The 12,630-nt window shown below is 69.9% G+C and carries 7 protein-coding genes; 2 read left to right on the top strand and 5 right to left on the bottom strand.

Annotation, left to right across the window (positions count from 1 at the left end; all coding sequences use genetic code 11):
- Positions 1 to 15: 15 nt before the first annotated feature.
- From treY to AB0O34_RS19040, 5 genes are all read right to left on the bottom strand, one after another.
- Positions 16 to 2,286: a malto-oligosyltrehalose synthase gene (treY, locus tag AB0O34_RS19060; protein WP_363916933.1), complete on the bottom strand. Its 2,271-nt coding sequence runs from the start codon at positions 2,284 to 2,286 to the stop codon at positions 16 to 18.
- A 42-nt stretch (positions 2,287 to 2,328) separates the two neighbouring features.
- The gene (glgX, locus tag AB0O34_RS19055) at positions 2,329 to 4,434 is read right to left on the bottom strand and encodes a glycogen debranching protein GlgX (RefSeq protein ID WP_363916931.1); all 2,106 of its coding nucleotides are present in this window, start codon (positions 4,432 to 4,434) and stop codon (positions 2,329 to 2,331) included.
- A 189-nt stretch (positions 4,435 to 4,623) separates the two neighbouring features.
- Positions 4,624 to 7,947: a BTAD domain-containing putative transcriptional regulator gene (locus AB0O34_RS19050; RefSeq protein ID WP_363916929.1), complete on the bottom strand. Its 3,324-nt coding sequence runs from the start codon at positions 7,945 to 7,947 to the stop codon at positions 4,624 to 4,626.
- A gap of 367 nt (positions 7,948 to 8,314) precedes the next feature.
- A complete protein-coding gene (locus AB0O34_RS19045; protein ID WP_363916927.1) occupies positions 8,315 to 9,925 on the bottom strand; it encodes a beta-N-acetylhexosaminidase in 1,611 nt (536 codons plus the stop codon).
- A gap of 133 nt (positions 9,926 to 10,058) precedes the next feature.
- Positions 10,059 to 10,367 carry a hypothetical protein gene (locus AB0O34_RS19040; RefSeq protein WP_363916925.1) on the bottom strand — a complete coding sequence of 103 codons (309 nt, stop codon included), beginning with the start codon at positions 10,365 to 10,367 and terminating at the stop codon, positions 10,059 to 10,061.
- A 368-nt stretch (positions 10,368 to 10,735) separates the two neighbouring features.
- Between AB0O34_RS19040 and AB0O34_RS19035 the strand changes: the two genes are divergently transcribed.
- Together AB0O34_RS19035 and AB0O34_RS19030 are read left to right on the top strand one after the other, a co-directional pair.
- Complete coding sequence (locus tag AB0O34_RS19035; RefSeq protein WP_363916923.1) at positions 10,736 to 11,584, top strand: helix-turn-helix transcriptional regulator; 849 nt, start codon at positions 10,736 to 10,738, stop codon at positions 11,582 to 11,584.
- Positions 11,585 to 11,800: 216 nt separating this feature from the next.
- On the top strand, positions 11,801 to 12,208 hold the full coding sequence (locus AB0O34_RS19030) for a DUF397 domain-containing protein (protein ID WP_363916921.1): 408 nt from the start codon (positions 11,801 to 11,803) through the stop codon (positions 12,206 to 12,208).
- Positions 12,209 to 12,630: the final 422 nt, after the last annotated feature.

Genomic DNA, 12,630 nt, shown 5'->3' with positions numbered 1-12,630 from the left:
GGTGACCGCCGCCCGCTAATCCCTTTCCAGCAACGCCACGGGATAACGCGCGAGCAGGTGGGCGAACGGGATGCGCCCGGTGTGCGTCGTACCGGCGAGCGCGTCGCGCCAGCGGCCCGGAGGAAGGGTCAGCGTCTCAGCGCCCCAGCCGCCGCGCCGCTCCAGGCCGGCCGGGAACCGCGTGGCCACCGCCACGGCCTGGTCGCCCCTGGCGAAGGCGATGGCGTGCTCGCGCCCCGCGCCCGCCTCGTCGGCTTCGAGCGGGATGTACGGCGCCGCGGGGTCGAGCCTCGCACGCAGCCGCAGCGCCGATGTGGTGACCAGGAACTTGACCGCGTCCCAGGTGTCGCCCGTGGGAGCCGTGCGGAGCGACCTGCGGTAGGCGTAGTCCACCGGCCGCCGGTTGTCGGGATCGACCAGCGAGAAGTCGGTGGTCTCGCTGCCCTGGTAGACGTCCGGGATGCCCGGCATCATCAGCTGCACGAGCTTCTGGCCGAGGGAGTTGACCCGGGCGTACCGGTCGAGGCGCTCGGTGAACGCGGCGACCGAGGGCCCGCAGACGTCGATCGCCCGCGCCGCGAAGTCGCGGACGCCCTTCTCGTACGCGGCGTCCGGGGCCATCCAGGAGATGGTGGTCTTGGCCTCCCTGGCCGCCTTGTACAGATAGTCGCTGAAGCGCTCGACGCTGATCGGCCAGGCCGCCATGAGGTTCTGCCAGGCGAGATAGTCGAGCTTGGGGTCGAAGGAGACCCGCTCGGACCAGCCGGCCACCGCCTCGGCCCACTCGCCGGGAAGCTCGGAGAGCACGGCGAGGCGGGCCCGGACGTCCTCGGACCGCTTGGTGTCGTGGGTCGAGAGCGTGGTCATCGTGTACGGCGCCATGCCGGCGCAGAACGCGTGGAACTCCTCCGCCGAGACGCCGAAGCGGTCGGGCTCGCCGCCGACCTCGTTGAGGCAGGCCAGCGGGTACCAGCGGTACAGCGCGGTGTCCTCCACGCCCTTGGCCATGACGGGCCCGCAGGTCTGCTGGAAGCGGGTGACCGTCTCGGCGGGGCCGGAGAGGACCAGCTCGGCCACCCTGGCGACCGCGCCGGGATCGGCACGCAGGGCCGCCTCGGCGGCGGCGGCGCGGATCAGCCGCACGGTCTGCGCGGGTGGCTCCTCGCCGGGGAAGGTGTACGCCCGGTAGACCGGCATCGCCGCGAGGAGCTCGACCATCGCCTCGCGCAGCTCGGGCACGTCACGGGTGAGCCGGTCGATCTCACTCCCGAAGAACTGCGCCAAGACCTGCTTTTTCGCCTCATAACGCACGATGTCGTAGTCGGCCGGGAAAGCGGTGTGCTGGAGGAACGTGCCGACCAGCGGCCCGGCCCCCGCCGGATCGACGAACAGCCGGGTGACCATGTTGAGCGCGTCGTATCCGGTCGTGCCGTCGCACGCCCAGTCGTCCGGCAGCCGCTCGTCGTCGATGAGGATCTTCTCGGCCACCGTCCACACCGGGGCCAGCTCCCGCAGCCGGGCGAGATAGGCGCGCGGATCGGCCAGCCCGTCGGGATGGTCGACCCGCAGGCCGGAGATGACCCCCTCGGCCACCAGCGACAGGATCACCCGGTGGGTGGCCTCGAAGACCTCGGGATCCTCGACGCGGAGCCCGATGAGGGAGGACACGTCGAAGAACCGCCGGTAGCCGGGGCTCTCGCGCCACGGCACCAGCCGGTAGAACTGGTCGTCCAGCCTGCCACCGCTGCCCTGCCGCACGGGGAACTCGTGGTCGTAGTAGCGAAGGACGTCACCGTCGGCCACCACCTCGGACTCGACGTCGGTGTCGTCGCCGAGCACGGGCATCGCCACCTTGCCGCCGGACCAGTCGATGTCGAACCACCGCGCCGAGGGCGACTCGGGGCCGTCCCGGAGGACGTCCCAGAGCCGGGCGTTGGCCGACTCGGGGACGGGCACGGTCATGTGGTTCGGCACGATGTCGGCGATCAGCGGGAGCCCTTTGGCCGCCAGCCGGCGCAGCCCGGCGATGCCGCCGAACTCCTCCCTCACCCGCGAGTGGTCGGTCACGTCGTAGCCGTGGAGCGACGCCGGCACCGCCTGCAGGATCGGCGAGAGGTAGAGGTGGCTCGCCCCCAGCTCGGAGATGTAGCCGACCAGATCGGCCGCCTCCTCGAACCCGAAGTCCGGGGTGAGCTGGAGCCGGTAGGTCGCCGTGGGCTTCGCGGGGGCCGTGGGATCGGCCGCCCGCGGCCCCACGGACGCCGCGGGCTTCACGGATTCGGTCACGTCGTGTCCTCCGAATGTCGGTCGGGCATGCCTTCGAACCGCTCAGGCACGGCGTAGCACCCGCACCGACCTACCCGCGACGGGCACCTCCTCACCGGCCCGGTACAGCTTGGAGTCGATCGAGATGGGCACCGCGGTGTCGATCTCGGGAACCCACACCTCGCCGAAGTCCTTCGGGATCGTGAAGCGGATGATGTCGTGGTGGGCGTTGAACATCAGCAGGAACGAGTCGTCGACGACGCGGCGTCCCCGCCGGTCGGGCTCGGTGATGGCCTCGCCGTTGAGGAAGACGCAGAGCGACTTGGCGTAGCCGTTGTGCCAGTCGCCGTCGGCCATCTCCTGACCCGAGGGCGTGAGCCACGCGATGTCGGTCAGCTCGTCGCCCGACCCTCGCACCGCGCGCCCGAAGAAGAACCTCCTGCGCCGGAACACCGGGTGGTCGCGCCGGAGCCGCGCCAGCTGCTGGGTGAACTCCAGCAGCAGCCAGTTCTCGCGGACGTCCGACCAGTCGACCCAGCTGATCTCGTTGTCCTGGCAGTAGGCGTTGTTGTTGCCCCCCTGCGTGCGGCCCAGCTCGTCTCCGTGGGAGAGCATCGGCACGCCCTGCGACAGGAACAGCGTGGCCAGGAAGTTGCGCTTCTGCTGCTCGCGCAGCGCCTCCACCGCGCCGCTGGCCGGGCCCTCCTCGCCGCAGTTCCACGACCGGTTGTCATCCGTGCCGTCGCGGTTGCCCTCGCCGTTCGCCTCGTTGTGCTTGTTGTTGTACGACACGAGGTCGCGCAGCGTGAAGCCGTCGTGGCAGGTGACGAAGTTGATCGACGCGGCGGGACGGCGGCTGTCGTCCTGGTAGAGGTCGCTGGAGCCGGTGAGGCGCGAGGCGAACTCCGGCAGCGCGGCGGGCTCGCCGCGCCACATGTCGCGGATCGTGTCGCGGTAGCGGCCGTTCCACTCGGTCCACCGGGGCGGGAAGTTGCCCACCTGGTAACCGCCTGGCCCGACGTCCCAGGGCTCGGCGATGAGCTTGACCTGGCTGAGTACCGGGTCCTGCTGGACGAGGTCGAAGAAGGCCGACAGCCTGTCAACCTCGTGCAGCTCCCTGGCCAGGGTCGAGGCGAGGTCGAAGCGGAACCCGTCGACGTGCATCTCGATGACCCAGTAGCGCAGCGAGTCCATGATCATCTGAAGCGTGTGCGGCGAGCGCATCAGCAGGCTGTTGCCGGTGCCCGTCGTGTCCATGTAGTAGCGCTGGTCGTCGTCCACGAGCCGGTAGTAGGCCTCGTTGTCGATGCCGCGCATGCTCAGTGTCGGCCCGAGGTGGTTGCCCTCGGCCGTGTGGTTGTAGACGACGTCGAGGATGACCTCGATGTTCGCCTCGTGCAGGGCCTTCACCATGGCCTTGAACTCCAGCACCTGCCCGCCCCGCTCACCCGAGCTGGAGTAGGCGTTGTGCGGCGCGAAGAAGCCGATGGTGTTGTAGCCCCAGTAGTTGGTCAGATCCCGCTGCTCCAGCGTGTCGTCGGTGACGAACTGGTGCACCGGCATCAGCTCGACCGCCGTCACCCCGAGCCCCGTGAGGTGATCGATGATCTCGGGGTGCCCGAGCGCGGCGTAGGTGCCGCGGATGCGCTCGGGGATCCGGGGGTGCTGGATGGTCAGCCCCCGGACGTGCGCCTCGTAGATCACCGTGTCGTGGTACGGCGTCGCGGGCGGCCTGTCGTGGCCCCATCCGAAGAAGGGGTTGACCACGATGGACTTCGGCACGTAGGCCGCCGAGTCGGTGTCCTCACGACTGTCGGGGTCACCGAAGCGGTAGCCGTACACGGCCTGGTCCCACTGGACGCCGCCCTCGACCGCCTTGGCGTACGGGTCGAGGAGGAGCTTGTTGGGGTTGCAGCGCTGGCCGCGCGACGGCTCGTACGGGCCGTGCACGCGGTATCCGTACCGCTGGCCGGGGCCTATGCCCGGCAGGTACCCATGCCAGACGAACCCCTCGCACTCGGTGAGCGCGACGCGTTCCTCCTTTTGGTCCTCGTCGAAGAGGCAGAGCTCAACGCGCTCGCCGACCTCGGTATAGAGCGCGAAGTTGGTTCCCGCGCCGTCATATGTAGCCCCGAGCGGATAGGGGTCGCCGGGCCAAGTTTCGATCATGTCACCACCCGGATAGGGATTTGCCCCATGTTCCCCCGACCATGCCACTCAGCGCAGCTCGGTGAGTCAATCACTTGTCCAAGGGGGACATTGTGCGCTTTTATGTCAAGGACCTTCTGTCACGGTGCCGCTACACACGCACTGTCACGTGATCGTGCGGCACGAGCCAGGCTACTCGACAACGCCAGGTCAACCCGCATCGGACACTCGCCCACTGGCGGCTCGCACGGCCTCCTCGCGGATCTCCTCATCCCCCGTCACCTCGGCGAGCAGGGCCAGCACCGGCGCCTCGTAGAGCCGGGCGCCCGAGCTCCTGACGAAGGCCAGCCCTTCCCTCAGATGCCGCTCGGCGAGGGCCGGGTCGCCGATGACCACGGCCAGCCTGCCGAGGCAGAGCCCGGCCAGCGACCAGCCGAACAGGCCGTCCTTGAGCGTGATCCGGTCGTACAGCGCGCGTGCGGCGGCCGGGTCGCCCACGGCCAGGCAGATCTCGCTGAGCGCGTCACCGATGAACCGGTAGTACAGGTCGTGCTCGATCGCCTCGAACCCGTCGGCGGACAGCTCCGCGAAGATCGCCCGCACCTCCTCACGCCGGCCGGGATCGTCGCCTGCCGCGTCGAGGTCGATCAGGGCGAGACAGCGCACGAGCCGCCGGCTCAGGTCGTCCGGCCGTCCCGCGGGCATCCCGTCGGCCAGCGCCAGCGCGTCGGCCGCCCGGCCGCGGCACCGCAGGACGAGCGACCTGAACAGCTGTGTGCGGGAGTCGGGGTCGCCCCGGCCGAGGGCGCCCTCGGGATGGGCCGACCCCGACTCCTCGGCGCCGGCGAGCGCCTGGTCGAACCGGCCCCGCAGGTACGCCGTGACCGCCGTCTGCCAGGCCGCGAGGCTCAGCATGGCCGGCTGGCGAAGGCTCAGCGCGGTTTCGTAAAGCCAGGTCAGAAGCTCGTCGGCCCGGTCGAAGTCGCCCGCCGAGACGCGCGTGATGTAGTCGGCCTCGCGCCCGAGCCACTCGTACGGGAGGTCCCCGATCCTGACGCCGACCTCGATGATCTCGTCGATGACGGCCTGCCGCTCGCGGGGGTCCGCGTCGCCGCGCATCAGCATCTCGTGGGCGACGAGCGTGCGGAGCAGCGACCGGTCATCCCCGGACCGCCTGGCCCGCCGTACGGCCTCCATGGCGAGGTCGCCGCTCTCGTCCAGCGACCGCCGGTAGTAACCCGCGACCGCCAGCGCCGCCAGCAGTTGCGGCACCCACGGCGAGTCGCCGGGATGGTCGCGCAGGACCCGTTCTATGCGGCCGGCGAACCGGTCCATGCCGGTCCATTCCTCGAACATCAGCCAGTAGATCAGGTCGGAGAAGCCGAGGGCGGCCCGGGCGAGCCTGTCGATGTCGCCCATCTCCTCGGCGAGCGCGGCCGCCTCGTCCAGCGTGGCCCGCACCGCCGTGCTCATCCCGGCGGCGGCCTGCGCCTCCGCCAGGTCGAGGAGCAGGTCACAGCGCAGGGCCGGGTCGCCGCCTGGGGGCCGGCCGGTCAGCCGGACGGCGTGCCCGAGGTGCTCCACCGCGTCCTCGTAGGCGAGCTGCCCCATGGCGTGCGCCGCCGCCTGGCGGGCGTACTCGATCGCCTTGGCGGCCGTGCCCGCGAGGACCAGCCCCTCGCGGTAGTGGTGGGCGATCTCGGCCGGGGGCGCGTCGCCCCGGCGTTCCAGCACGGCCGCCACCCGGGCGTGCAGGCGGCGCCTGCGCAGCGGGGCGAGCCCTGAGCGCAGGACGTCCCTGACGATGTCGTGGACGAAGCGGTAGCCGATGGGCGGCTCGGCCCGCTCGGCGAGCAGCCTGGCCCGCACCGCCGCGTCGAGGACGTCGAGCACCTGGTCCTGGGACACGTCGCCGGTGTCGGCCAGCACGTCGAGCAGTACGTCCAGCCGGGCCTCGCGGCCGAGGAGCGCCGCCGCCGTCAGGACGTCGCCCGTGTGGGGTGGCAGCGTGGCGATGCGTCCCATGACCACGTCGGAGACCGCCTCGGGCGCTGGGGCGTCATCGCCCAGCCGCACGACCTCGCCCAGGAAGAACGGGTTGCCCGCCGTCAGCCGCGCCATCCGGCCCGCGAGCGCGGGATCGGCGCCCGCCCGGCCGAGGTACTCGCCGATGGCCTTCTCCGACAGGCCGGGCAGCGTGATCCGCTCGACGTGCGGCAGCCGTACGAGGGCCGGCAGATGGCGGGACAGCGGCTGCTCGACGCCGGTGTCCCGGTAGGTCGCCACCACGGTGAGCCTGGGGCAGGCGCGGGTCGCCGCCAGGAACTCCAGCAGCCCGAGCGAGGAGACGTCCGCCCACTGGAGGTCGTCCAGGACGACCAGCACGCGGCCGTGCCCGTTGACCAGCCGGACGACCGCCTCGTACAGCGGGAAGCCCTCCCCCGCGCCCGCCAGCTCGGCCAGCTCGCCGTCGCGCCCGGTGAGCTCCCGCACGGCCTGCGCCCAAGGCCAGAACGGCGGGGCGCCGCTGCCGTCCCAGCACCGGCCGAACACCACCGTACGGCCGGCGGCGCGGGCGGCCCGCGCGGCCTCCTCGGCGAGGCTCGTCTTGCCGATCCCCGGCTCTCCCGCGATCAGCACGACCCTGTGGTCCGCCGCGCCGACGGCCTCCGACAGCAGGGCGGACTCCCGCGCCCGGCCCACCAGCGGCGGGGGCTCGGGGACGGGCTCCGCGGGGACGGCGGGCGCGGCGGTGATCGTGCCACGAGGGAGGAGCGAGGGATCCTGGGCCAGGATCGCCCTCTCCAGCTCGCGCGAGCTCGGATCGGGGTCGAGGCCCAGCTCCTCGACCAGCAGCCTCCTTCCCTCTGCCAGCGTGGCGAGGGCGTCGGCCTGCCGTCCTGCCTGGTAGAGGGCCTGGGCACGCAGGCGGCGCAGGCGCTCGCGCAGGGGAAGCGCGGCGAGGAGCCGGGTCAGCTCAGGAATCACGGCGGCGCCGAGGCCGAGGCCGATCTCGGCCTCCGCGGTGTCCTCCACCAGCGTCAGTCTCAGCTCGCCGAGGTGGGAGATCTCCTCGCGTGCCCAGGAGTCCTTCTCGAAGCCCGAGAGGGGGTCGCCGCGCCACTCGGCGAGCGCACGGCGGAGCTCGTCCCTGGCCCCGGGCAGATCGCCCTCGCCGAGCAGCCGTGCCCCCTGGTCCGCGTGCGCCCTGGCCCGCGTGAGGTCGAGGCTCTCGGCGGGAATGACCAGGGCGTAGCCGCCCAGTTTGCTCACAAGGACGGTGGGGGCCACCGCGCGGACGCGTCCGGGCTCCAGGATGCGGCGGAGCTTGGAGACGTAGGCCTGGACGGTGTTGAGGGCACCGGCGGGCGGCTCGTCCTCCCAGAGCGCGTCGATGATCCTCGAAGGGCTCATCGGGCGCGGCGCGGCCAGCATGCACATGGCCAGGACGGCCTGTTGCTGGTGCGGTCCGAGGTCCAGGGCGCTCTCGCCGTCAACGAGCACGCAGACAGGACCAAGCAGGCGAAACTCCACGCAGCTCCCTTGGATGCCCGGGACAGGACTGCGCCGATATTAACCAGTGGCGACCGGTTCGCATACGGCATGCCTGGCACGGTCCATCCAATGTGAAGGAACGCGCCTCCAGTGCCGGCGGCTAGGGCTTCTCACCGCCCGGGGTACTCCGCCCGGACGCGGGGGCCGGGAGATTCTTGACCATAGGAACACCGTCAACTTGGGGGGCATGAGGCACCTGCCCCACGGTATTCGGCGAGACTTGTCCGCGCAGTTCAGGGCAGCGAGGAGCCCTCGATACGGCTCTGCCGTACCGGGACGCACTGTCAGGACCGCCTTGTCAGGACATGCCGTCGCACGTCCGCCAAGGCGGCCCGGCGGCGCGTGCTCACGACGGCCAGGGCACCTGCGGGGAGCGGTAGAAGCGCACCGAGCGGGCGGTCCAGCGCGGCCCCTGTGCGGCGAGGCGGAGGCGGTAGTCCGCCCATGAGCGGCCCTTGGCCGGCGACCAGCCGATCTCCGCGATGCCGGGCAGCCGGGGGTACGCCATGTGATCCAGGTCGCCGGTGGTCCTCAGCGACTCGCTCCAGAGGGGCGCCTCGACGCCGAACACGTCTTTCTCGCCGACGCCCGTGATCAGCTTGGCGGGGTCCCACTCGTAGGCCCGGCGCACCTCGACGTGACCCGCCCAGTCCTGGCCCAGCCGCGTCCTCGCGGTGTACTTCATGTCGAGGTAGGCGCGGTCTGCCTGGGCCATGACCAGCTTCACCCCCCTGCGGGCCGCCGAACGGGCGAGCCGGGTGCCGTCCTCGGTCCCCGTGACCGGGTTCCAGTGCTCGGCGACGGAGTCCGCCGAGGGGTCCGCGTCCGCGATCTCCTCCCAGCCCATCATGCTCTTGCCATGGGCGTGGATGATCTTCTGTACGCGGGCGATGAACTTCCTGTAGTCGGCCCGCTTGGTGCTCTTCGCCTCGTCGCCGCCGATGTCGATGTACGGGCCGGGCGTGAGCCGGGCCAGCTCGCCGATCACGGCGTCGAGGAACCGGTAGGTGGTCTCCTTGCCGACGCAGAGCGAGCTGAAGCCGACCGCGGTTCCGGTGTACGGCTTTCGCGCCTTGCCGTCGCAGTTCAGCGAGGCGTACGAGGCGAGGGCGGCGTTGGTGTGTCCAGGGGTGTCGATCTCCGGGATGATCGTGACAAAGCGGCCTTGGGCGTACCTCACGATCTCGGAGTAGTCCTTGTGGGAGTAGTGTCCCCCTCGGTCGCCTCCGACGGCCGTCCTGCCGCCGACCTTCGCCAGGCGCGTCCTGCTCTTGATCGCGATCCGCCAGCCCTGGTCGTCGCTGAGGTGCAGGTGGAACATGTTGACCTTGTACGCCGCGGCGAGGTCGATGTAGCGCTTCACCTGGGCGACCGTGAAGAAGTGACGGGCCACGTCGAGCATCGCGCCCCGGTAGCGGAACCTCGGATGGTCGGTCACGTGGACGCCGGTGATCCGCCAGGGCCCGCGCTGGACCTTCGCGCTCTCCACCTTGGCCGGCAGCAGCTGGCGGAGCGTCTGGACTCCCCGGAAGATCCCCTGCGCGGTGTCCGCCGCCAGCAGCACCCCGTCCTTGCCCACGTCGAGCCGGTAGCCCTCCTCTCCCAGCCCGGCGGGGACCGTCGCGTCAAGGACGATGCCCCCACCGGTGGCGTCTCGCACGACGGGCAGCGCGAAGCCCGTGGAACGGCGCAGCACGCGCGCCAGGTAGGAGGCCGCGCCCGCTCCGGCCGCCGACCGCACGACGATCCGCGTGCCGGACGTCAGGGTGAACGGGTCGCCGGTCGCTTTGAGGGACACCGGGGCCGGCACCAGCCGGGGAACGGCCGGGCCGGTGGTGCCGTGCTCGATCGCGGGGGCGTCTTCGCCGTGCTCCGCCGCGCGGGCCTGCCCGGGGGCGAGGCCGGAGATCATTACCGCTACGGCGAGGGGTACTCCAAGTAGTCGGGACGGTCGCACCGCGCCTCCAGGGCTTTGTTAGTAAGGTTTCCTTACCTGCCTTCGCGGAGGAACCGTAGATCCGTCACGGCCGATCGTCAAGGTTACGGTCATGCGCGCGGCGGCGGGGGCGCCGCCGGTCGTGGACGGAGGCTCAGGCGCTCTTCCTGGCGGCCGGAGGCTCGAAGAAGTTGAGCAGGCCCTCGCCCTTGCAGGTGCGGCACGAACGGCCGCCGTCCCCCCTGCCCTCTCCCCCGCATGTGCAGCAGACGACCACCCGATCGAACCGGGGGTCGCGGTAGGTGTGCCTTGTCCGGTACCGGATGATCGCCCAGCCCTGCACCCACGCGAAACCGTCGATCTCAGCGAACACGGCGTCGCTGAGCTCCCAGTGGCGGGCCATCGCCTGCTCGCGTATGAGGGTCCATAGGTTGACTGCGATCCCGGTGGGGCTGACATTCATAGAGGATCGTCCTCTCGTCCGGGTGACGCGGGTATTCCGAGCCGGCCCGATGCCCCACCACCGGTCCAGCCTTGAGTCGGCTCCGAACCGGCCGCGCGGCTCGCCGCACGGCCCTCCCCGTCCCGCAGGGGTGCCACCCCGCGATGGCGACTTCACAGGGGTGGTATCTGCTGCGTTAGGGGCTACCCTTCTCTTTACCCTGGTTCATGCCAAGAGCAACCGCCAATGGCAATTGCCACAGGAAAGTGTCGCCGACGGATACCTTCGGCGTCTGCCCCGGGCGAATAGTGTTAGCTGTTAGCAATGGAGCTGCCTGGGAAAACTTGGGGGCACGCGGCGCTGGCCGCATCAGGAAGAGGTGAGCGTCGATGGCCGGGGCGAATCCGACCCTACGGCGTCGCCAGCTCGCCACCCGCCTCCGCGAGCTGCGAAAGGACGCGGGGCTGAGCCTCGAAGAGGCCGCGCAGAGGCTCGAATGTTCGACGGCCAAGATCAGCCGCATTGAGACCGCCCAGCGGAGCGTCATTCCCAGGGACGTGCGCGACCTGTGCCAGATCTACGGGATCGAGCAGGCGGAGGCCGACGCCCTCATCTCCATGGCCCGGGAGGCGCGCCAGGCGGGCTGGTGGCAGGAATACGAAGACCTGGACCTCGATCCCTATATCGGCCTCGAAGGCGAGGCGTCCTCCATCACGATGTACGAGACGACCACCGTTCCGAGCCTGCTGCAGACGGAGGATTACGCCCGGGAAGTGATCCGCGGATGCCTTCCGCGGATCAAGCAGGAGGTTCTGGAGGAGCGCGTCGACGCCCGGCTGAAGCGGCAGCGGCTCCACGTCGGGGCCGAGCCGCCCAATTGCTGGGTCCTTCTCGACGAGTCGGTCCTCCACCGGCATGTCGGAGGTCACTCCGTTATGCGCGCCCAGCTTGAACGCGTCATCGAACTCTCCGGCCTTCCCCATGTGATCATCCAGGTGATTCCCTTCACGGTCGGGGCGCACATCGGCTTCGACAGCATGTTCATCCTTCTGGAATTCCCCGACAACATGGTTCCGGACACCGTTTATGTCGAGTCTTTGATGGGCGATTTCTATCTCGAGAAGCCCCGGGAGCTGGAGCGCTTCCGCGAGGTCATCACCCATCTGCGAGCCGCGGCGCTGAATCCGCGCGATTCTGTTTCCCTGATCGACGACATGCGCAAGCTGTACGCCCCCTAGAGCCCGGGGCCCGGCGCGTGAGGACAGTCTCCCGCCTTTCCGTACGGCATGCCCCATACAGGCCAAAACGCGTTGCGCGTCCGAAGAGGTACTGCAACGACACTTGGGACTATTCGTCCATATCGGACATGTAGCTAGGGGAACTACGGGAGGAAGCTCCCGAGTAAATACAGATCTTTCCAACTTCGACCAGCTCAACCCCTTGATCGTGTTGACATGTCCCCAGTAGCTGCGATAAATGATCACCAGGAGCCCCCGCAGCGGAGAGCAAGGCCCTACCACGGCCGACATCTCAGCGGGGGCTCATGCCTATTTATCCGGCCCGATCATGTCGGTCGCGCCCGTCCGGGGGACGCCATCGTCCGGATGGGACGCCACGACGAGGGATCCTCAGTGACATCAGGAGAGACGATGACGTCGCATCACCCTTTCGGGTACTCCGGCCCGCAGTGGAAGGCCGCAAGCGGATGTAACAACGGAACCTGCGTGGAGGTCGCCGAGCTTCCGCAAGGCGGCGTCGGGATCCGCGACAACAAGGACGGCAACAGCCCCGTCCTCGAATTCAGCCTCGACGAGTTCCGCACCTTCGTGCGCGGCGTCAAGGCCGGCGAATTCGATATCTGAGCCGGAGGTCCCCGCTTCACGGCCCGTTTTCTGGCCCTGGCGGATCCGGTGAGAGACAGTGCGACGGAGACCGCCGGCATCGGCGCTCCGACCGCTGAGAAAGCAACCAGATCTTTCACCTAAAGGTCGACGGTCGCGGAAAAAGCCGGGCGTTACGAGCGTCGGGCCGGCCGCGGGAGCATCGCTCCCAATATGATGCGTGACAGTGGAATCCAGATGAAACGCGGGCGAGCAGGCGGCGCCGGACAGCTCTACCGGCGCCGTTTTCGAATCCCGCCCCCGCTTGCCGGCGCTCGCCTTTGGTCCATCATGACCTGGCGTGACGCGATTCTTCAAGTTATTTCCGGCATTCTCGCCATTCGCACCCCCCTGTCGCCCGCGAAGCCCCTTCGCCATGCCGGACCCCGCCACCGGGGAGCGGA

Source organism: Sphaerisporangium sp. NPDC088356, from assembly GCF_040685555.1.
In the GTDB taxonomy this organism is placed as follows: Bacteria; Actinomycetota; Actinomycetes; order Streptosporangiales; family Streptosporangiaceae; genus Sphaerisporangium.
This window is presented reverse-complemented; position numbering and strand designations above follow the sequence as displayed.

Coding starts and splice junctions, on each gene's coding strand:
- AB0O34_RS19030 (WP_363916921.1), top strand. CDS start 11,801: ATGTCCCCAGTAGCTGCGATAAATGATCACCAGGAGCCCCCGCAGCGG.
- AB0O34_RS19040 (WP_363916925.1), bottom strand. CDS start 10,367: ATGAATGTCAGCCCCACCGGGATCGCAGTCAACCTATGGACCCTCATA.
- glgX (WP_363916931.1), bottom strand. CDS start 4,434: ATGATCGAAACTTGGCCCGGCGACCCCTATCCGCTCGGGGCTACATAT.
- AB0O34_RS19035 (WP_363916923.1), top strand. CDS start 10,736: ATGGCCGGGGCGAATCCGACCCTACGGCGTCGCCAGCTCGCCACCCGC.